We start from the raw sequence: 20981 nt of genomic DNA on the forward strand, positions 1-20981 counted from the left end.
TGCGTACTGGCCGCAGTTCCCCGGCCTTCTCGATCGGCTGCGGGAGTCGGCCCGGCTCGTGACCGCGCGGCTGGATGAGATGGGCTGCGAGGTGGTCGACGCGGGTTTCGTCTCCGATCCGCAGGAGTCGGCCAAGGCCGCGGAGCGGTTGCGCCGGGCCGACTGCGATCTGGTGGTGACGTTCCTGACGACGTACCTGACCGCGTCGATGGTGCTGCCGGTCGCCCAACGCACGCATACACCGGTGCTGCTGACTGCCCGCGGGGTGCCGATGGCCGGTGAGTACGAGCTGCGCACCAGCCTCGCCATGCTGATCGCCGACACCATGGGGGCGGGCGGTTCATTCACCGAGCTGCAGGCGCTCAACTTCCACGACCGGGTCGTGGAGATGGGACACGACGGCCCCGCCCATCTGGCCATCAGCGCGAAGGACCCGCTGCTGCGCGGTCTGGGTGTCTTCCACGGCAAGCGCGGCTGGGGTGTCAGCGTCGAATTCGACGTCATCCACGGGCCGGTCACCACCTTCGGTATCGGTCAGGAGACCGACGGCTCGTTCGTTCTGATCGCGTCCGAGGGGGAAGTCGTGCCCGGTCCCCTGCTGGAGATCGGCAACACGACCTCCCGGGTCGACTTCGGCTTCGACCCCGGCGAGTGGACCGATGCCTGGTCCGCCACCGGCATCGGTCACCACTGGACGCTGTGCACCGGCCACCGCGCCAAGGACTTCCGGGCCGCCGCGGACCTCCTGGGCCTCGCTTTCCGTACCGTGACCGGCCCCAACGCCCTCTGACCGAGCGGCGCCTCAGCGGGCCGCCGGGGCTCCGGGGCCGAGACCGAGTTCGCCGTCCCCCAGCGGTGCGAAGAACCGCGCCACGTCCGCCTCGGTGACCTCGGCGAGTTCGGCGGGGTTCCAGTGCGGATCACGGTCCTTGTCGACGATCTGGGCGCGTACGCCCTCCACCATGTCGGGCCGGGTGAAGGCGGTGGACGAGACCCGGAACTCCTGGTCGAGAACAGCTTCCAGACCATCGAGGCGCCGGGCCCTGCGAACGGCCTCCAGCGTCACCTTGAGCGAGGTCGGAGACTTCGCCAGGATCGTCACCGAGGCCTCCTTCGCGGCGGGCATCCCGTGGTCGGCGAGGCGCTCGACGATCTCCTCGACGGTGCCGGCGCTGTAGCAGGAGTCGATCCAGTCGTGCTGTGCGGCCAGCTCACCAGCGGGGGCTGCGCCGGCGTACCGCTCCGCCGTCGCGACGACGTCGGCGGGCGTGGCGCAGACGTCCAGGGCGGCGATCAGGCCGGGAAGCTCCCGCGAGGGCACGAAATAGTCGGCGAGCCCGCACAGCAGCGCGTCCGCCGCGCCGACTGCTTCCCCGGTGAGCGCCAGGTGAGTGCCGAGCTCGCCGGGTGCCCTGCCCAGCAGGTATGTGCCGCCCACGTCCGGGACGAACCCGATGCCGGTCTCGGGCATCGCGATGCACGAACGCTCGGTGACGATCCGGATCGAGCCGTGGGCCGAGACACCGACACCGCCGCCCATCACGATGCCGTCCATGATCGCGACGTACGGCTTGGGGAACCGGGCGATGCGGGCGTTGAGCCGGTACTCGTCACGCCAGAAGTCCCGTGCGGTCCCACCGCCGGCCAGGGCGTCGTCGCGGATGGCGCGGATGTCACCGCCGGCGCAGAGTCCCCGCTCCCCCGCCCCCGTGAGCAGCACGGCGGCGACCGAGTCGGCCTCTTCCGCCGCGTCGAGCGCTTCCGCCATGCGCTGCACCATGGTGTGGTTCAGCGCGTTCAGGGCTCGGGGCCGGTTGAGTGTGATGTGACGGATGCGCCCCTCGGTGTGCAGCAGGACGGGATCCTCGTGGTTCATACGTGTGCTCCGGTCAGCCCCAGTACGTGCCGGTCCGCCGGTCACGGACGGCATTCTCTGCCATTGTGCGGGGCCGTCCCCAAGCCAGGTACGGAGGGGTGTCCCGGCCACGTGGCGGGTGCCTGAACACCGTCCGGGCGGGCTTCCGCTGTGGCAGCCCTGCTCAACCGGCCAGACAATTGGGTCACGCAGTACGGCAGTCCCGCCGGACGATCTTCGGAGCAGGAATGACCGATCACGACCGGCCACCGATCGTCCCCGTCAGACCCCGCCCGTTGGCCGAGAAGACGCACAACGGCGACACCGGGACGGCGGAGCGGCTTGCCATGAACCGCACCGGCAGTTTCGAGTGGGATCTCGATGCCCGGACGCTGGACATCGACGAGGCCGGTCTGCTGGTGTTCGGCCTGGACCCGGCCGCTTTCGACTCACAGCCCGAGTCCCTGGTGGAGCGGCTGGAGCCCTCGGAACGGATTCGGCTCGATGCGGCGATCGACGAGGCGGTCAAGCGCGGGCACAGCTCGTACAGCGTCCACTTCCGGGTCCCGATCGACGAGGGCGGCGACCAGTGGACCCATGTCCAGGCGCGCATCCTGCGCAGCTCGGACGGACGGGCGCACCGGGTGGTCGGGGTAGTGCGGGACGCGACGGCGGAAGTCACCCATTCGGCCTTCGTGCTGGAACTGGAAAAGCGCCGTCAGCGCCAGACCAATATAGTTGAACGCACAACGAGTGCGTTGTCGCGGGCGGTGACCGTGGACGACGTGACGGCCGCGCTGACGGGACCGGGCGGTCTGGCACGGCTGGGCGCCGACGGCCTCGCGCTCGGACTGCTGGACAACGCCACGCTGAATGTCATCGCTTTGAGCGGCGACTCCCTGGAGGTGATCGACGAGCTGGGGCAGGGCCGTCTCGACCGGAATTTCCCGCTGGCCGACACCGTTCTCAGTGGCCGGCCACGCTTCGTGGGCTCGCTCGGCGCGCTCACCCGGCGCTATCCGGTGCTGGAACCGTATGTGGGGCAGCTGAAGTTCCAGGCCGCGGCCTACCTGCCGCTCGTCGCGCAGGCGCGTTCACTCGGCGGACTGGCGCTCTTCTACCGCGAGCGCACGGCCTTCAACGCCGACGAGCGCAACCTGTGTCTGGGGCTGGCCGCCATCGTCGCCCAGTCCCTCCAGCGGGCCACGCTCTTCGACGAGGAACGGGAATTCGCCACCGGTCTCCAGTCCACGATGCTGCCCCGGCGGATCCATGACATCGAGGGCGGAGAGATCGCCGTCCGCTATCACGCGGCGTGGACCGGCCGTCAGGTCGGCGGCGACTGGTACGACGTGATCGCACTCCCGAAGGACCGTTTCGGAATCGTGGTGGGCGACGTGCAGGGCCATGACACGCATGCGGCCGCGATCATGGGCCAGCTGCGGATCGCGCTGCGCGCGTACGCCGGGGAGGGGCATCCGCCGTCGGCGGTGCTGGCCCGGGCGTCCCGGTTCCTCGCCGAACTGGACACGGACCGGTTCGCCACCTGTACGTACGCCCAGGTCGATCTCGGCACCGGAACGGTACGGGTGGTGCGGGCCGGTCACTTCGGTCCGCTGATCCGGCACACGGACGGCCGGGTCGGCAGCCCGCAGGTACGCGGGGGCCTGCCCCTGGGCATCTCGACCGATTTCGGGGACGAGGAGTTCCCCGAGACCAGGCTCGACCTGGTCCCCGGCGAGACGCTGGTCCTGTACACCGATGGTCTGGTGGAGGAGCCCGGCGCCGAGATCGACGCGGGGGTGCGCACGCTCGTCCACGAGGTGAGCGCCGGTCCGGCGGGGGCGGAGGCGCTTGCCGATCATCTGTCGGACCGGCTGTGGGAGCGTTGGGGCTCGGGCGACGACGTCGCGTTGCTGGTGTTGCGCCGCAGCCCTGACCCGGGCTCGCCCCGGGCGCCCCGGCTGCATCAGTACATCCACCAGGCCGACCCGGAGGGGCTCTCCGACGCACGGACGATCGTGCGCCAGGCCCTGACCGACTGGGACATGGCCGAACTCGCGGACGATGCCGAGCTGGTGACCGGGGAGCTGCTGGTGAATGTGCTGCTGCACACGGAGGGCGGAGCAGTGCTCACGCTGGAAGTACTGCCGGAACCGGTACGGCGGGTGCGGCTGTCGGCGCAGGACCGCTCCAGCGCATGGCCCAGGCGCCGGACACCGGGTGAGACAGCCACTTCAGGCCGGGGTCTGCTCCTCCTGGACGCCGTGGCGACGCGGTGGGGCATCGAGCCCCGCGGCGAGGGGAAGGCGGTCTGGTGCGAGATCGGCCCGGCTGCGCCGCCCACGTCCCCTCCCGCACACAGGGACACGGGGACACAGCAGAACGGGTGAATCCACCGGCCAGGGCGGACGGGGCGGGTGGACAGCATCGAGGGGCGTGCCGCCTCGCCGAACGCGATGCGGCACGCCCCTCGGCCGGGATCCCCGGCGCTCCACGCGCCCGGACCGCCGGACTACGTCAGTGCTGAGCGGTGCGACGCTTGCGCACGGACCACATGATGCCGCCACCGGCCAGCAGCACGGCGACAGCCGCGCCACCGATGATGGGGGTGGCGGACGACGAACCGGTCTCGGCCAGATCCGGCGAGCTGGGGCTCGGCGTTGCTGCGGCGGGCGCAGACGACGAAGCGGTCTCGCTGGGAGTGTCGGTCGGGGTGGGCGCCGCCGTGGTGGGCTTCTGGGACGGCTCGGACGGCTTGGACGGCTTCGTCTCGGAAGGCGTCGGCGTGGGCGTGTTGCCCTCGCACACCGGTGCCTGCTTGGTGTCTTCCTTCGAGAACTGGTCGCCGTCACCGGCCTTGACGGACAGATGCACCGTCAGAGCCTTGTCGTGCTCGGGCAGGTCGATCGTCTTGTCGAGCCCCTTGCCGAAGCTCTCCGTGGGCAGCAGTTCCTTACCGTCAACGGTGATGGTCACCTGGTTGGTGACCTTGTCGTTGTACGCGGTCAGGTGAAGGCTCACTTCGGTACAGGTCACGTCCCAGGTGGGGGTGTGAGCTGCGGCCGGGCCGGCGGTGAGAACCGCGCCGGTCAGGCCGACAATCGCAGCGGCAGCGAGGGTTCCCGCGGCACGCAGCGATCTCCTGGGTATGGTCATGGATTGTTCCTCCGCAGATGTTTCATCGCCCGAATGGCGGTGGGGCGCACAGTACTGCCCCTGTCCCCCGTATGTGCACCCGCCCCACACACCATTCGACGTCACAACTGACAGCACATCGTCGCCGGTTGGGACATGACGGACACCGTCGAGCGGGTGCCGTGCGACCCGGCGATGGCGCGAAGTGAGCGCACCGCACCGAACCGTATCCCCCGGCCTCATCGAGCGTGCCGGTGGGCCGGCCGGCCGGTCCACCGGCCGACGGGTGGCGGAAACCGGACCGGAACACCCGGTGCCGGCGCCGTCAGAGCCGTCGGTGCATGATGTGCAGTCCCACGAACCCCTGCTTGGGGTGGTGGAAACCCTCGGGCAGCGTGCCCAGGACTTCGAAACCGAGCGAGCGGTAGAGCCCGACCGCGGCGGTGTTCGTCTCCACCACGGCGTTGAACTGCATGGCGCGGTACCCGGCCGTGCGGGCCCAGTCGATCGTGTACTCGCACAGGGCCCGCCCCACACCGCGTCCGGCGTGCCGGGGGTCGACCATGTAGCTGGCGCTCGCGATGTGCGAGCCGTTACCCATGTGGTTTCTGTTCATCTTCGCCGTACCCAGAATCGTCCCGTCGTCGGCGACCGCGACGACCGTACAGTTCGGCGACTTGATGAGCCACCAGTCCCGGGCGTCGCCCTCCCCCAGGTCGAGGGGGTAGGTGAAGGTCTCGCCCGCGGAGACGATTTCATGAAAGAACGGCCACATAGCCGGCCAGTCCCCGGTGGTTGCTTCCCTGATCAACATGGCGCAAAGACTGTCCGCTCCGGCCGCCGTTCGCGAACCGTTATTCGCCGCCCGCGGCGCTCTCCCGCCCCGGGCCTCCCCGCGGACCGGCGAGCAGACGGCGCCTGCCGGACGGATGGTGACCGCCGGAGCGGGCAGCAGCGCGGCCGGCACGCTCCCGAGGACGCCCGTCTCCGCGCACCCGACGCAGCCGGAGCCGGGCCAGCAGGCCGACGGGGCTTCCCTGTACGGCCGGTTCGGCGGGCCTGGCCAGATCGCCTGCCGGTTCAGCCTGTTCGACCCGTTCGCCCGGTTTCGCCGGTACGGTCGCTTCGGTCGGTTCAGTCGGTGCAACTGGCCGGGATGGCTCAGCCGGCTCGAACGGCTCGGCCGGTACAGGCGGTCGGCCAAGTGCCTCCAGGTCCGGCCGCCGCTGGTCTCCGGGGCGCGGAGCCTGGCGGAGCTCACGGGCACTGTCCAGCTCCATGATCAGGTTGACCCGCCGCCAGAGGATCTCGTCCGGCTCCTCAGCGAGCATCAGGCGCGCCATCGCGTCCCGCGTGGCTGACGACCCCCGTGGCCCGAAGACGGGCTCGGGCCGGACCCTGGCGAAGTAGGCGCGCTCGTACGGGTCGTCGACCACCTCGGCCAACTGGGCCGGGTCCAGCGCCTGGGCCGCGACCGCCGCACGTGCCCAGGGATCGTCGGTGAGAGTCAGCAGCCGTTCGATCCTCCGCGAGCGCCAGTTGCGCGGGCGGCAGTCCGTACCGGAGTCCAGCCGGTCGCGCATCCAGGCCGGACTCCTGCCCACCAGCAGTTCGGGCGAGCGGGCGGCAAGCCCGCCCAGTTCCTGGGCGAGATAGAGCCACACCACCGCCCGGTAGCGATTGAGATAGAAGGCGACCGGCGTGACACATCCCGCACGGGCCAGCCGGGTGAAGCGGACCGGGCTGATTCCGAGCAGCCGCGCGCCCTCCGCCGTCCCCACCGTACGCACCCGCTCCCGCAGAGCCCCCGGGAAGCCGTCCTCCGCCCGAAGCCGGTCGATCTCCTCCTGGCGAACCCTGGGCCGTCCTCCGCTCCGCCGCGCCTCCACACGGACGATTCCCAGGTGCACCGCCAGCTCGAACTCCCCTCGCTTCAAGACAAGTTCCGCAGCCGCCCGGCTTACCGCGACCGTGTGGACACTGTTCGTACGTACCGCATCCGTCACCGGCATGACGATTCTCCCCCGTGAGATTCGAATACTCTCTGTGACCACGGTAGCTCGGGGAGAACGACTGCCGACCGGCCTGTGGATAACTCCCGGGCCGGGCGGCAGTCCTGAGTGGTGGACCTGTCAGATCCGGTTGATTCCGGTGCTTCCGTCCCGCCGCGCCGCCACACCGAGGTGTTCCCCGACCTTGTTGACCAGCAGCGTCATCTCGTACGCCACCTGCCCCACGTCGGCCTCGGCCTCGCTCAGCACGCACAGACAACTGCCGTCCCCGGCGGCCGTCACGAAGAGCAGTGCCTCATCGAACTCCACCATGGTCTGCCGGGCCTTCCCGGCGCGGAAGTGCCGTCCCGATCCGCGGGCGAGGCTGTGCAGCCCGGACGAGACCGCCGCCAGATGTTCCGCGTCCTCACGTGCCAGACCCGTACTGGCTCCGGTCACCAGGCCGTCGTTCGACAGCACCAGGGCGTGCCGTATGTGCTCCACCCGGCTGGTGAGATCGTCAAGGAGCCAGTCGAGTCCCCTGTCCAGTGCCATTTCGTTCCTCCCCGTTCATACGTTCCCCGTGCCCCACTTACGTGTAAGCCTTGCGCACCGGTCACGTACGGGCAAGCTCCCCTTCGCGGATCGGACAGGGCGGGATCAAGCCATGACTGCTCAGCTCACCGAGTCGAGGAGCCGGGCCGCGTGCATCCGGCCCGCGTACTCGACCATGCGGATCAGGACCTCCTTGCCGGAGTCCCGGTCGCGGGCGTCGCACAGCACCACGGGCGTTCCGGGGTCGAGATCGAGGGCGCGCGAGACCTCTGGTTCGCCGTACGAGCGCGCCCCCGCGAAGCAGTTGACCGCGACGACGAAGGGGATCCTGCGGTGCTCGAAGTAGTCGACGGCCGGGAAGCAGTCCTCCAGCCGTCGCGTGTCAGCCAGGACGACCGCGCCGAGGGCGCCCTGGGACAGCTCGTCCCAGAGGAACCAGAACCGGTCCTGTCCCGGCGTGCCGAACAGGTACAGCGAGAGGCCGGACCGGATGGTGATGCGTCCGAAGTCCATCGCGACGGTCGTCGTGGTCTTCCGGGCGACGCCGTCGGTGTCGTCGACCGACTGGCCGGCTTCACTGAGGAGCTCTTCCGTCCGCAGCGGCCGGATCTCGCTCACCGCGCCGACCAGGGTGGTCTTGCCGACCCCGAACCCTCCGGCGACCAGGATCTTCAGGGCCATGGCATCAGTCTGCGGGGCCGGACCGGCGGTCTGCTCGCAGGTGCTGTCAGCGTGCTCGGATGGCATCGATCACTTCTCTCGCCAGTGAGTCCCAAGATGTCGAATGCACAGCTCACGGCCATCTTGCGGTGTCTCGGATTCGGTGAGTCATCGGCAGGCGTACGACGACAGCATGGCAAACGGGAACCGGGCCCGTGGAGTGCGATCGCTTTCTTGGGCATGTGACTGTTTCAGGCCGTCCACTGCCCGGAACAGTCCACATTCCGGTGCGATTGTCAGCTACGCGATTGTTCCTGGCCGATGACGGCTCGCCCCGGAAGCTCTGCGTCCGGCGCCTACACTGGTCCCCTCGGGTGCGAGGAGTCGGCCCACGCGGACGGGAGTACGAGAGTGTCGACAGGTGCCGACGGCGGTTTCCAGGATCCGCCCGCGGAGGTGCTGGCCCAGGCGGCTGCCGCCTTCGGTCTGCTGGCGACGCCTGCCCGGCTGCACATCGTGTGGGCGCTGGCGCAGGGCGAGAGCGATGTGACGGGCCTCGCGGAGCGGGTGGGCGGCACGCTGCCATCGGTGAGCCAGCATCTGACGAAGCTGAAGCTGGCAGGTCTCGTCCGCTCCCGGCGCGAGGGCCGCCGGCAGGTGTACCTGGTCGACGATCCCGGTGTGGTGACGGTCGTGAGGCTCATGGTCGGCCAGCTCGCGGAGCGGGCCGGGTACCCGGCCGGGCAACCGGTACGGCTCCATGAGCTCGGTGCCTGAGAACGCTGCCGCGGCGGGGACGGGCGACCGCTCGGCCGTCGTCGTACCGATGCCCGGCGCCACCGCCGGCCCCCCAGCGGCCGCGCGGCCGCCCGCCGCACCGACCTCGCTCCAGGTCCTGCGTTCGCTGGACAGCGGACCGCGGGGGCTGCTGGAGGCGGAGGCGGACGAGCGGCTGACCCGGTTCGGCGAGAACATCCTGCCCGCCTGGCGGCCGGTCCCCTGGCCGCTGCGCTTCCTGCGCACCCTGCGGGACCCCTTCACTTCCGTACTGTTCTGCCTCGGGTTGGTGTCGGCCGCGGTGAACGCGTGGGGTACGGCGTCCGTGACGCTGGTGCTCGTGGTGGTCAGCTGTGTGCTGCGGTCCGCGGAGGAGCACCGGGCCGACCGGGCAACGGCCGCGCTGCGCGAGCTGGTCGCGACGACCGCGACGGCGCTGCGGCGCAGCGGTCCCGACGCGGCGCCGCAGGCCCGCGACATACCGGTCGGTGAACTCGTGCCGGGTGACGTGATCAGGCTCGGTCCCGGAGACCTCGTACCGGCCGACGTGCAGTTGCTGCGCGCGAGTGGCCTCACCGTGCACCAGTCCGCCCTCACCGGGGAGTCGGCGCCCGTCGGGAAACATCCCGCGGACGCCGGACAGCGGGAAGGGGCCGCCGCCGCGCTGCACAGCGTTCCCGACGCAGGGGCGGGCGTGTTCGCCCAGCGTCAGCTGTGCTTCCAGGGCAGCAGTGTGGCGTCCGGCAGCGGAACGGCGGTGGTGGTCGCGACCGGCGGGGGCACCCGGTTCGCCGCCGCCCACGACCGGTCGGCACACCGCCGCGGCGACAGTGCGTTCGACCGGTCGGTGCAGGGGATCTCCTGGACCCTGATCAGGTTCATGCTGCTCACCCCGCCGCTGGTCCTGATGGCCAATGCCGCGCTGCGCGGGCGGGGGCTCGAGACCCTGCCGTTCGCCGTCGCGGTGGCGGTGGGGCTGACGCCCGAAATGCTGCCGGTCATCGTGACCACGGCGCTGGCCCGGGGTGCTTCGCAGCTCGCACGGAACAGCGGGGTGATCGTCAAGCGGCTGCCCGCGCTGCACGACCTGGGCGCGATCGACGTGCTCTGCCTGGACAAGACCGGCACCCTCACCCAGGACCGGCCCGTCGTCGACCGCTCACTGGACCGGACGGGGAACCCCGATCCTGAGGCGCTGCACTGGGCGGCGGTGAATGCGCTGTGGACGCTCCAGCTCGCCGACCTGCCGGCGCCGGATGCCCTCGACGAGGCGGTGCTGGACGCCTCCGAGCAGCAGGAGGGCCCGCTGTCCGGTTTGGGCGGCGGGACCCCTCGTACCGCTGTCGGGTCGTACGACGCGGTGGCCGCACTGCCCTTCGATCCGGTACGGCGTCTTTCTACCGCGGTCGTCCGGATCCCCGGCGGGTTCGGCACTCATGTGCTGGTGACCAAGGGGGCGGTGGAGGCCGTCCTGGAGCGGTGCGACCTGGACCCCGAGGAGCGGGAGCGACTGGCCGTCGTGGCGGCGCGCGAGGCCGCCGAAGGGCTGCGGCTGCTCGCCGTCGCCCGTACCGAGCGGCCCGCACGACTCGGTACGTACACGCCGGCGGACGAACACGGACTGGCGTTTCTCGGCTTCGTGGCCCTGCGGGACGCGCTCACGCCGAGCGCTGCGGACGCGCTGGAGGTGCTGGCACGCCGGGGTGTCGCCGTGAAGGTGCTTACCGGGGACCATCCGGGCACGGCGGCCCGTGCCTGCCGGGACCTCGGGCTGGATCCGGGGCAGGTCGTCTCCGCCGAGGAGGTCGACGCACTGTCCGAGCCGGAGCTCGCCCGCGCGGCCGACCGGGCCACCGTCTTCGCCCGCTGCACCCCTGGCCACAAGGCCCGGATCGTCGCCGCGCTGCGTACCTCGGGGCACACCACGGGATTCCTCGGTGACGGTGTCAACGACCTGCCCGCCCTGCACGCCGCCGATGTGGGCATCTGCCCGCGCAATGCGGTCGACGTGGTGCGGGAGACCGCCGATGTCGTCCTCGCCGAGAAGGACCTCGGTGCCATGGACCACGCGATCACCGCGGGCCGGCGCAGCACCGGCAACATCGCCACGTATCTGCGCATCACGCTCTCCTCGAATCTCGGAAACGTGATCGCGATGCTGGCGGCCGGTCTGCTGCTGCCCTTCCTGCCGATGCTTCCGGCGCAGGTCCTGGTCCAGAACCTCTGTTTCGACGCGGCGCAGCTCGCTTTCGCGTTCGACCGTCCCGCGTCCTCGGTACTGCGGCGGCCGACGGAGCTGCGCCCGCGGGACTTCCTCCGGTTCATCACCGGATTCGGGCTGCTGAACGCCGCCGCCGACCTGGCGACCTTCGCCGTGCTGGCCCTTGCTCTGCACGATTCCCGGTCGGACGGCCAGGCAGCCTTCCACTCCGGATGGTTCACCGAGAACCTCCTCACCCAGGCCCTGGTGATGCTGCTGCTGCGCACCGGCCGGCGTGCCGCCAAGGACCGCACAGGCGGACCACTGCGGGCGGCGGCGGCCGGTCTGGCGGTCGTCGGTGTCCTGCTGCCGCTCACCCCGCTCGGCCCGCCGCTGGGCATGAGCGCACTGCCGCCGCTCTACTACCTGTTGCTGGCCAGCGTCCTCGCGCTGTACGCATACGGCCTCGCAGCGGCGCGCAACCGCTACGAACGGAAACACGGGCTTTCATGACCACGGCGAGCGCCGACCGCGCGGGAACCACGCGGGAACCGCTCACGGCCGGCCGGTGCGGGTACGCCACGCCACGCTCGACGACGTTCCGGCGCCGGTGCGGATGCGCGCGCTGATGCTGTCCGCATGGGGATCGACACCTGTGACGACAACGCTCCCTGGCGCGCCGCCTCGGCGCAGAACGGGCGTGTGTCCCATGTGAGCACCGATCCGCGGCGGCGCCGGCCCGGCCGTGCCTGGGCGTGCCTCGGCGCACTGCTCGGCTGGTTCGGGCAGGAGACGCGTGTGACGGTGGTCGATCTCAATGCCACGGGGGACGGGGCCGGACTGTACGAGTCGTTCGGGTTCGCGCCGCCCCGGCGCCCCTCGTTGCATTGCAGCTGCGGACGGCCGGGCCGTCGGCCTGAGCCGTCCGCGGCCGGCTCAGCCGTACGAGAGGTCGCTGCACGGGTCGTCGTCGGCCGAGCGGGCCTCGTCGGCGACGGCGGACGGTACGGCATCGGGCGTCTGTTCCGCGGGGGCGGCCGAGGGGTTCGCTGCGTAGTCGCTGCCGACGATCACCTGGATTCCGGCGTCTGCCGACTCCGTGGTCCGCGCTCCCGCGAAGAGCCGGGCCGTGGTCTCGGCCTTGTCCCGGAGGCCGGGGCCGTAGGTGACGAGGGTGCGGGTCTGGTCCTGGGAGTTCGCGGTGGCCGTGCCGGTGACGGTGAAGCCGTGCGAGCGAAGGAGCTCCGCCGCCCCGGCCGCGAGTCCGGTCACGGTGGTCCCGTTGTACACGGCTACGTCGATGCCCGCGCCGGAGACGGCAGCGGCGGGAGAGGCCGACGCCCCGCCGGACGCGCCCGAGTCGCCGCTCCCCCTCTTGCCGGCGGCGTTCTGGCCGTCGAGTGTGCGGTCGGCCTTGAGGGACGCCCACAGCGCGTCGGCGTCCGGTTCCACGATCGCGACACGGGCGCCCTGGTAGCGCCAGGGGATGGTGACGAACTTCGTGTTGTGCAGGTCGACGTTCTTCATCGACATGGCGAACGACAGCAGCCGGTCGGCCGATCCGAGCCCCGGGTCCACGGTCATCGCGTCGGTCGCCGCATTGGCGAGCGGCAGCAGGGTGGTCGGGTTCAGGCCACGTGACTTGACCTGCTTCACGAGGGAGCCGACGAAGGCCTGCTGCCGCTTGATGCGCCCTATGTCGGATCCGTCGCCGATGCCGTGCCGGATCCGTACGTAGTCCAGTGCCCGCTGTCCGGAGACCGACTGCGGGCCCTTGCTGAAGATCAGGGACCCCCGGGTGGCTCGCTTGGGATTCAGATCGCGCTGGTAGATGTCCTGCGGCAGACAGACGGGCACCCCTCCGACGGCCGAGGTCAGCGCGGAGAAGCCGGCGAAGTCCACCACGATGGTGTGGTCGACACGCAGACCGGTGAGGTGCTCGACCGTGTTCTGGGCGCAGGCGGGATTGCCCTCGGCCGTCTCGCCCACCGAGAACGCCCCGTTGAAGATGGTGTTGTGCTGCGGGGCCGTCCAGCTCCCGTCGGGCTTCTTGCAGGCCGGGATGTCGACCAGTGTGTCGCGGGGTATGGACACGGCGACGGCGTGCTTGTGGTCGGCGTAGACGTGGAGCAGGAACGCGGTGTCGGAGCGCCCGACGTCGCCCGTGCCACCGCCGAGCCCGCTGTTGGCACCCGATCGTGAGTCCGACCCGATGACGAGGACGTTCTGCCCTTCGGACGTGTCGGGCGGCCGGTCTCCGGAGACTCCGTCGGCGCTGAATGTGTCGATGCTGCCGGTCAGTTTGAGGTACCCCCAGCCGACTCCGGCGACCAGCAGCACGAGGAATGAGAGCCCGAACAGGGCTGTCCGCCGCAGACGGCTCCTGCGCCCCCCTGCAGCTGTCCCTTTGTGACTGCCTGCCATTGTCCACCCCATTCGTCCGGCTTCCATGGAGTCGGACTCGCACCGCGCACGCATGGTTGTACAGTTGCGCAATGTAGCAAGTGTTTCTGTCCGGATGGATCACCGGACCCGTCCATCGTCGGTCCGATCCGCTGTTCACAAACGCCTGCCGGAAACATTGACCGGAAGACACCCGAAGAAAGGGCGTGAAGCGCATGCTGCGCAACGGCCTCGAACCCTGGCACCTGTTGATCGTCGCGATCGTCGTGCTGATGCTGTTCGGCTCGAAGAAACTGCCGGACACCGCCCGCGCCCTGGGCAAATCCATGCGGATCCTGAAGAGTGAGGCGAAGGCCATGAAGGAGGAGACGCCTCAGTGAGCGGCGCGGCCGCGGGTTCCGTGCCGCCTCGCCACTTCATGGCTTGCGCAATCAGGGAACCGTAGGGGAAGGGCCGTCGTTCAACTCGGTGACGGCCGAAGAAGTGCTAATCAACGGATCACTGGATCATTGGAGGAAGTTCATGGGTGTGACCCTGGCCAAGGGCGGCAACGTCTCCTTGTCGAAGGAGGCGCCCGGCCTGACCGCGGTGACGGTCGGCCTGGGCTGGGACGTACGGACGACGACGGGCGCCGATCACGACCTCGACGCCAGCGCGCTGCTGTGCTCGGACACCGGCAAGGTCCTCTCCGACCTGCACTTCGTCTTCTACAACAACCTCAACAGCCCGGACGGTTCCGTCCAGCACACCGGTGACAATCTGACGGGTGAGGGCGAGGGCGACGACGAGTCCATCAATGTGGATCTGGCAGGCGTCCCGGCGGATGTCTCGAAGATCGTCTTCCCGGTCTCCATCCATGACGCGCAGAGCCGGGGGCAGAGTTTCGGCCAGGTGCGCAACGCGTTCATCCGTGTGGTGAACCAGGCCAACGGGGTGGAGCTCGCCCGCTACGACCTGAGCGAGGACGCGTCGACGGAGACGGCGATGGTGTTCGGCGAGCTGTACCGGCACGGAGCGGAGTGGAAGTTCCGCGCGGTCGGCCAGGGGTACGCCTCCGGCCTGGCGGGTATCGCGTCCGACTACGGCGTCAACGTCTGACCTTCTTCTTCAGCACGGTGACCGGATGTGTACGGGTCCCGGTCCGCACTCCGGCGTACGGAGTGCGGACCGGGACCCGTTCCGTTTCACCGGAGTCCGGCGGCTCCCCGCGTCTTCGTCCCGCGGTGACTGATCGCGCTGGGCCACCAGGCCTTCGGGCCGATGTCCACGACCAGCGCCGGCGCGAGCAGTGAACGCACCACCAGGGTGTCCAGGAGCACGCCGAAGGCCACGATGAAGGCGATCTGAGCGAGGAAGGCCAGCGGAATGACGATCAGCGCGGCGAACGTGGCGGCCAGCACCACCCCCGCCGAGGTGATCACCCCACCCGTACTGACCAGTCCCCGCAGCACGCCCTGCCGGGCCCCGTGCACCAACGCCTCTTCCCGGACACGCGACATCAGGAAGATGTTGTAGTCCACGCCGAGCGCCACCAGGAAGACGAACCCGTACAGCGGCACGGAGGCATCCGTGCCGCTGAACCCGAAGGCGTGCTTGAAGACCAGCGACGAAACGCCCAGGGTCGCCAGGAAGTTGAGGCCCACGGTGGCCACCAGCAGGACCGGGATCAGCACGGATCGCAGCAGCCCCATCAGGATCACCAGAATGATGACGAGCACCACCGGCACGATGACGCCCCGGTCGCGCCCGGCCGTCTGCTGGGTGTCGTACCGCTGCGCGGTGTATCCGCCGACGAGCGCGTCGGCTCCCGGGATCGCGTGCACGGCGGTGCGCAGGCGCTGGATCGTGGCCTTGGCCGCATCGCTGTCCGCGGCGTCCGTCAGCGTCGCGTCGATGCGCACGCGGCCGTCCACCACGACAGGCGGCCCGCCGCCCGGCCGTCCGGAAGCCGTCACAGGTACCGCGGAGGCGACGCCTCGCGTCCCCTCGGCCGCAGCGGTCACCTCGGCGGCACGGGCGCTGTCGGCGACGACGACGGCGGGGTTGCCCGATCCGCCCGGGAAGTGCTTCCCCAGGGTGGCCTGCGCCGAGACGGACGGGGCGTCGTTCACGAAGATCTCGTCCAGCGGCACGCCCTGCGACTTCAGCGTGGGCGCGAACGCCGCGCAGGCGACGAGGACCAGGGAGGTGGAGATCCAGACCTTGCGCGGAGTGCGGTCGACTCGGGCCGCGACCCGTCGCCAGATGCCGTGTCCCCCGGCCGCCTCGTCAGCCGGGCGCGGTTTCGCCGGCCAGTAGGCGGCCCGGCCGCACAGGACCAGTGCCGCCGGCAGGAAGGTCAGTGTGCTCAGCACCGCGCAGACGACGCCGATGGCCCCCACCGGGCCGAGCGCCCGGTTGTTCGTCAGATCGCTCAGCAGCAGGGCGAGCAGGCCGAGCGCCACGGTTGCGGCGCTCGCGGTGATGGCCCCGAAGGAGCGGCGCAGCGCGGCGACGGCCGCGGCCGTGCGGTCGCCGTGCCGGGTGAGCTCCTCGCGGAAGCGTGCGGTGAGCAGCAGCGCGTAGTCGGTGGCCGCGCCGATCACCAGAATCGACAGAATGCCCTGGACCTGGCCGTCCACGCGTACGACGTCGTGATCCGCGAGGACGTAGACGATCGCGCAGGCGAGTCCGAGCGCGAGGACGGAGCTGAAGATGATCAGGAACGGCAGCAGCAGGCTTCGGTAGACGAGAAGCAGGATCACCAGCACCGCGGCGAGTGCGACGCCCAGCAGCAGCCCGTCGATCCCGGCGAAGGCGTCCTTGAGGTCGGCCTGACTGGCCGCGGGGCCGGCGATTCCTGCCGTGGCGCCGGCCACCGAACCGGCTGCTTCACGTACCCGGTCGAGCGTGCCGGGCAGTGCGTCGCCCAGGTCGGAGCTGAGTTGTACGACGCCGGAGAGCGCTTCGCCGTCCTCGGAAGGCAGTGCGGGCGAAGGCGTTCCGACGACTCCCGGCACCCCGGCCAGGGATGCGAGTGCCCGGGTGGACGCGGCCCGCGCGCCCGCCGGGAGCGGACCCCCCTCGCTTGTCCAGACGACGATCGCGGGTACGGTCCCGGACCGCTGGAACTCCTTCTGGGCCTCGGACACCTTCGTCGACTCCGCACTGCGCGGCAGGAACGCGGCCTGGTCGTTCGTGGACACCTCGCCGAGCTTTCCGGCGTACGGGCCCAGCGTCCCGCCGATGCCGAGCCAGACGACGAGCAGGGCCACGGGCACCAGCCAACGGACGATTCGGTGCCGCGGTACGGGCTTCATTGCTTCCCCAGGGGTCGGCGCACGGTCATCATCTCTCGATCATTCATTATCTCAATGATTGAGAGATATTACTCTGGGGGTATGCGCACCGCAGACAGAGGCCCGGACAGAGGCATGGACGACGGACCCACCGGGCTCCAGACGTTCGCGGTGCTGTTGCGCCGGATGAACAGCGAGTTCAATCGCATCGCCCATGAGTTCGCCCAGTCCCAGGGGCTGCACCCCACGGATGTCCAGGCACTCATCGCGGTCCTCGACGCCGAGCGCACCGGGACGGGGGCGGCCATGACTCCGGGGAGGCTGCGTGCACAGCTCGACCTCACCTCGGGAGCGGTGACGGCGTGTCTGGACCGCCTGGAGCGCGCGGGGCACATCCGGCGGGTCCGGGACAACAGCGACCGCCGGGTGGTGCATCTGCACTACGCCGCCGCGGCGAAGGCGGTGGCCCGCGACTTCTTCATGCCGCTGGCGGACAGCACGGACTCGGCCCGGAGCCAGTTCGACGAGGCCGAACTGGCGGTCGTGGTGCGCTTCCTGGACGCCATGAACGACGAGCTGGCCCAGTTGCGCAAGGATGGGCGGCAGCCCTGAACGAGGGCGTCCGCGTCGGTCGGCGCTCAGAGTGCCCGCAGGCCGGTGATGACCTCACGGATGATGCGTTCGTCGGGCAGCTGGGCAGGCGGCACGGGGCGGCTGACCCGCACGTAGCCCGATTCGAGCAGGTCACCGAGGAGCACCCGCACGACGCCGACCGGCAGATCGGCGTCGGCGGAGAGTTCCGCGACCGACTGCGTTTCGGTCCGGCAGAGGGTCAGCAAGGTCCGGTGCTCGGGCCCGAGCAGCGCGTCCTCGGAACTTCCGGACACGGCGTCCTCGTAGGTGACCAGCGCGATCAGGTCGAATTGTGCGCCGCCCGGACCCGGTTCCGTCCGGCCGCCGGTCATGGCGTACGGACGGACCAGCGGGCCCGCTTCAGCGTCGTACCACTGGCTGCCGGGCAGTTCGTACGGGTCGGGGGCGTCGGTACCGGACACGGTGTCCCAGCCCCCTTCAGCCGGCTGCCGACGGGTGTCCGGCGAACCGTGCCGGAGTACGCAGGTGCTCGCCCACCCGGCTGACGAGCCGGGCCATCTCGTAGGCGACCAGGCCGATGTCGGCGAACGCCGTACTGAACACGGCGAGGCAGGACCCCTCCCCCGCCGCGGCGACGAACAGGAATCCCTCGTCCATCTCGACCATCGTCCGGCGTACGTCTCCGGCCCGGAAGTGGCGTCCGGCACCCTTGGCGAGACTGTGGAATCCGGAGGCGACCGCGGCCAGGTGTTCGGCGTCCTCGCGGCTGAGCCCGCTGGACGCGCCCACCGCGAGCCCGTCGCCGGACAGCACGACGGCGTGCCGTACCTCGCCGGCTCGCGCCACCAGATCGTCCAGCAGCCAGTCCAGTTCGCCGGAACGGCCGCGCAGCCCGGTCCTCTCGTTCGCGATCATGCGGGGTCTCCTTCGGTGGGCGGGCGGGGTTCGGTGGTGCTCGGTCGCGGCCCTGACGCGTCCGGGCCGGAGGCGTTGCCGCGTACCCAGCCGGTCCGGTAGGCGGTCATCCGGTCCCGGACCTGTTCGGGCGTGCGCCCGGCGGATATGTCCTCGGCCCCGCAGCCCGGCAGGGGTGGTTCGGGCCTTGGTTCCTCGCGCAGCTGCGGTACGAGGCTGGCCTGGCGCACCCGGCGGGGCAGGGCGTCGTCCTCGCCGCGTTCCCCGTCCACAGGCAGGGCATCGCCCGTGTTGTCCACCCGGTCGGGCCGTCGGCGCAAGGCGGTCACCCGGGCTTCCGGGCCCGATCGGGACTCCAGCGCGGGAACCGCGACAGGCGCGGGAAAGGCTGCGGCCCGGGCCCGTTCCGGCCGGGGGCCCGGGGAGGAGCGGAAGGGAGTCTCCTCATGCTCCTCCCGGCTCCCGGCCGGGGTCCTCTGCGGTGCCGCCTGCTCCCCGGCGGACGGCAGCGCGCTGTGCAGCAGTGCCGTCGGCAGCAGGACAACCGCCGTGGTGCCGCCGTACGGCGAGGTGCGCAGCCGGACCTTGATCCGGTGGCGCACGGCGAGCCGGCTGACGACGAACAGGCCGAGCCGGTCGCTGTCGAAGAGGTCGAGCGCCTCGGACCGCTCGATGCGCCGGTTGGCCGCGCCGAGGAGTTCGGGGCCCATACCGAGACCGCGGTCCTCTATCTCCAGCGCATAGCCGTTGCCGACGGGTTCGCCGGTGATGTGCACCTTGGTGTGCGGCGGTGAGAACTGTGCGGCGTTCTCGACCAGTTCGGCGAGCAGATGGGTGAGGTCGGCGACGGCCGTACCCCTCACCGCTCCGTCGGGCAGCCGCCGGACCTCCACCCTGGCGTAGTCCTCGATCTCGGAGACGGCGGCCCGCACGACGTCGGTCAGGGACACGGGCATGCGCCACGCCCGTCCAGGGGCGGCGCCGGACAGGATGATCAGGCTCTCGGCGTGCCGGCGCATCCGGGTGGTGAGGTGGTCGAGGCGGAAGAGGTCACTCAGCTCGTCGGGGTCGTCGGCCCGGCGCTCCATGCTGTCCAGGAGGTTGAGCTGACGGTGGACCAGCACCTGGCTGCGGCGGGCGAGGTTGACGAAGACACCGGAGATCCCGTCCGCGAGTTCGGCCCGCTCGACAGCGGCGCCCAGGGCCGCCCGGTGGACGGTGCCGAGAGCCTCGCCGACCTGCCCGATCTCATCGTGCGACGCGGCCCCCGGCGGGGCCTCGGCCCCGATGTCGAGCTCCTCGCCGGCACGCAGCCGCTGCATCGCCAGGGGCAGTTTGCGACGGGCGATCTCCAGGGCGCTGTTGCGGAGGCTGACCAGTTCCACGACGAGCCCGCGACCGATGCGTACCGAGATCACGAGGGAGGCGGCGACAGCGACGCAGCCGAAGACCACGGCAGCGCCGGACGGGGTGAGCAGCCCGTGGGCGAGCGGGTCGGCGCGGTCTGCGGCTCGTTCTCCGGCTCCGGTGCCGATGCGGCGCAGTTCGCTCCGTACATCGGCTGAGGCCTGCTGCCAGTCGCCGGCGGGCACGGCACGGGCCGCCTCCCGGCCGGGTGCGGCGGCGAGCACCTTGTCCTCGGCCGCCTGGATCGTACGGTAGGCGGGGCGGGCGGTGAACCCCTTCCAGGCGGTGCGTTCGGTGGCGGGGAGATCGGCGCCCGCCGTCTCGGTGAGGCTGCGCCGGGTGGCCACCGCCCCGGTGAACAGCCGCAGCGGCCGGTCCTTCAGGGTGCCGGCGCGCCCGGCCGCGGTCAGCAGTGCGTCCTCGCGGGCCAGCATCTCGTCGGCGCGGGCGAGTTCGAGCAGGACTCGGGCATCGGATCCCAGGGCGTCGTCCTGTATGCCGGTGAGGGCGCCGGAGACGGCGAAGGCGGCGGTGACGGTCTCGGTGTACCGGTCGTACACGGATCCCTCGTCGCCTCCGGTGTCGCGCCCACCGGCTGCGCCTGCGCCGGGGCGCAGCTCCTCGGCGAGGTCCAGGAAGTGGTCGAGGCGGCCGGCGACGCCGCCACGGAGGCTGCCCGTGTCGGCGATGGTGTGGCCGTCGTCGAGCCGCAGGGCCGCGAGTGCCGTGCCGGTGCGCCGGGCCCGCTTCTCCAGTGCGGCGGTGTGCGTGCTGCCGGGGTCCGTCGCCCGGAGCATGGCCGCTGCCCGCTCGTCCTGCAGAGCGGCGACCGCGGCCGCCACAGGCGCCCTGATCTCCTCGTCGACCCGCTGCAACTGGCGCAGTCTCGCGATGTCCTGGGCCGTGGACACCGTGGCGAAACCCCACAGCGCGAGGAGTGAGACAACCGGCACCGTGAGCAGCGAGATGATCTTCGCGCGGACTGTCCTGGGGCGCAGCGACCGGCGTCCGCGTGGCACGGACAAGGAGTCGGCCGGCCCTGGTCCGCTGTGCTCGGCACTCTCGTCGGCCGGTGGTACGGCCGGCGCGCGCCGCCCTCGGGCGGGCACCGGCGGGGTGCCGGGCCGAGGGGCGGCGGCACCGGTGTCCGGGGTCGTGCGGGGTGGGCGCATGGCCTCCTCGTTCCGGGCGTGAGCTGGGTTCGGCGC

At 70.9% G+C, this 20981-nt stretch carries 17 protein-coding genes and 1 pseudogene; 7 read left to right on the plus strand and 11 right to left on the minus strand.

Annotated elements, in window-relative coordinates; translation table 11 throughout:
* Positions 1 to 790 (plus strand): annotated as a pseudogene (locus J1C73_RS06145) (arabinose isomerase); the annotation flags it as partial.
* A 12-nt stretch (positions 791 to 802) separates the two neighbouring features.
* Here the strand turns inward: J1C73_RS06145 and J1C73_RS06150 are convergent.
* Positions 803 to 1876 carry an enoyl-CoA hydratase/isomerase family protein gene (locus J1C73_RS06150; RefSeq protein ID WP_207315429.1) on the minus strand — a complete coding sequence of 358 codons (1074 nt, stop codon included), beginning with the start codon at positions 1874 to 1876 and terminating at the stop codon, positions 803 to 805.
* A gap of 227 nt (positions 1877 to 2103) precedes the next feature.
* Here J1C73_RS06150 and J1C73_RS06155 point away from each other — a divergent pair, with 227 nt between their 5' ends.
* On the plus strand, positions 2104 to 4248 hold the full coding sequence (locus tag J1C73_RS06155) for a SpoIIE family protein phosphatase (RefSeq protein ID WP_207315430.1): 2145 nt from the start codon (positions 2104 to 2106) through the stop codon (positions 4246 to 4248).
* Between the two features lie 127 nt (positions 4249 to 4375).
* On the opposite strand, the gene J1C73_RS06160 is transcribed toward J1C73_RS06155, so the two are convergent.
* The 5 genes from J1C73_RS06160 to J1C73_RS06180 all read right to left on the minus strand — a co-directional run bounded on the left by J1C73_RS06160 (position 4376) and on the right by J1C73_RS06180 (position 8286).
* Entirely contained in the window at positions 4376 to 5014 is a 639-nt protein-coding gene (locus tag J1C73_RS06160) for an LAETG motif-containing sortase-dependent surface protein (protein ID WP_207315431.1), read from the minus strand.
* A 304-nt stretch (positions 5015 to 5318) separates the two neighbouring features.
* Positions 5319 to 5807, minus strand: coding sequence for a GNAT family N-acetyltransferase (locus J1C73_RS06165; RefSeq protein WP_207315432.1), 489 nt, complete (start codon positions 5805 to 5807; stop codon positions 5319 to 5321).
* Between the two features lie 40 nt (positions 5808 to 5847).
* On the minus strand, positions 5848 to 7005 hold the full coding sequence (locus J1C73_RS06170; protein WP_242643794.1) for a DUF6397 family protein: 1158 nt from the start codon (positions 7003 to 7005) through the stop codon (positions 5848 to 5850).
* Between the two features lie 120 nt (positions 7006 to 7125).
* Positions 7126 to 7539, minus strand: a complete 414-nt coding sequence (locus J1C73_RS06175; RefSeq protein WP_123465676.1) for a roadblock/LC7 domain-containing protein — start codon at positions 7537 to 7539, stop codon at positions 7126 to 7128.
* Positions 7540 to 7659: 120 nt separating this feature from the next.
* Positions 7660 to 8286, minus strand: a complete 627-nt coding sequence (locus tag J1C73_RS06180; RefSeq protein ID WP_372446655.1) for a GTP-binding protein — start codon at positions 8284 to 8286, stop codon at positions 7660 to 7662.
* A 324-nt stretch (positions 8287 to 8610) separates the two neighbouring features.
* Here J1C73_RS06180 and J1C73_RS06185 point away from each other — a divergent pair, with 324 nt between their 5' ends.
* A complete protein-coding gene (locus tag J1C73_RS06185; protein WP_207315434.1) occupies positions 8611 to 8976 on the plus strand; it encodes an ArsR/SmtB family transcription factor in 366 nt (121 codons plus the stop codon).
* Complete coding sequence (mgtA, locus tag J1C73_RS06190; RefSeq protein WP_207315435.1) at positions 8960 to 11689, plus strand: magnesium-translocating P-type ATPase; 2730 nt, start codon at positions 8960 to 8962, stop codon at positions 11687 to 11689. The genes J1C73_RS06185 and mgtA overlap by 17 nt, the downstream gene beginning before the upstream one ends.
* A 423-nt stretch (positions 11690 to 12112) precedes the next feature.
* Here the strand turns inward: mgtA and J1C73_RS06195 are convergent, their stop codons facing one another.
* Entirely contained in the window at positions 12113 to 13627 is a 1515-nt protein-coding gene (locus J1C73_RS06195; protein WP_443732213.1) for an LCP family protein, read from the minus strand.
* Positions 13628 to 13794: 167 nt separating this feature from the next.
* Between J1C73_RS06195 and tatA the strand changes: the two genes are divergently transcribed.
* On the plus strand, positions 13795 to 13959 hold the full coding sequence (tatA, locus tag J1C73_RS06200) for a Sec-independent protein translocase subunit TatA (protein WP_207315442.1): 165 nt from the start codon (positions 13795 to 13797) through the stop codon (positions 13957 to 13959).
* A 142-nt stretch (positions 13960 to 14101) separates the two neighbouring features.
* Complete coding sequence (locus J1C73_RS06205; RefSeq protein WP_207315437.1) at positions 14102 to 14677, plus strand: TerD family protein; 576 nt, start codon at positions 14102 to 14104, stop codon at positions 14675 to 14677.
* Between the two features lie 86 nt (positions 14678 to 14763).
* Here J1C73_RS06205 and J1C73_RS06210 read toward each other — a convergent pair whose 3' ends face one another.
* A complete protein-coding gene (locus J1C73_RS06210; protein ID WP_207315438.1) occupies positions 14764 to 16878 on the minus strand; it encodes an MMPL family transporter in 2115 nt (704 codons plus the stop codon).
* Positions 16879 to 16959: 81 nt separating this feature from the next.
* On the opposite strand from J1C73_RS06210, the gene J1C73_RS06215 reads away from it, so the two are divergent.
* The gene (locus J1C73_RS06215) at positions 16960 to 17469 is read left to right on the plus strand and encodes a MarR family winged helix-turn-helix transcriptional regulator (protein WP_207315439.1); all 510 of its coding nucleotides are present in this window, start codon (positions 16960 to 16962) and stop codon (positions 17467 to 17469) included.
* Between the two features lie 26 nt (positions 17470 to 17495).
* Here J1C73_RS06215 and J1C73_RS06220 read toward each other — a convergent pair whose 3' ends face one another.
* From J1C73_RS06220 to J1C73_RS06230, 3 genes are read right to left on the minus strand one after another with little or no spacing between them, the layout of a single operon-like run.
* The gene (locus J1C73_RS06220; RefSeq protein WP_207315440.1) at positions 17496 to 17912 is read right to left on the minus strand and encodes a DUF742 domain-containing protein; all 417 of its coding nucleotides are present in this window, start codon (positions 17910 to 17912) and stop codon (positions 17496 to 17498) included.
* A gap of 16 nt (positions 17913 to 17928) precedes the next feature.
* Entirely contained in the window at positions 17929 to 18366 is a 438-nt protein-coding gene (locus J1C73_RS06225; RefSeq protein WP_207315441.1) for a roadblock/LC7 domain-containing protein, read from the minus strand.
* Positions 18363 to 20945, minus strand: a complete 2583-nt coding sequence (locus J1C73_RS06230) for a sensor histidine kinase (protein WP_207315443.1) — start codon at positions 20943 to 20945, stop codon at positions 18363 to 18365. Before J1C73_RS06230 ends, J1C73_RS06225 begins: the two co-directional genes overlap by 4 nt.
* Positions 20946 to 20981: the final 36 nt, after the last annotated feature.

This window comes from Streptomyces laculatispora (assembly GCF_017353455.1).
GTDB lineage: Bacteria > Actinomycetota > Actinomycetes > Streptomycetales > Streptomycetaceae > Streptomyces > Streptomyces laculatispora.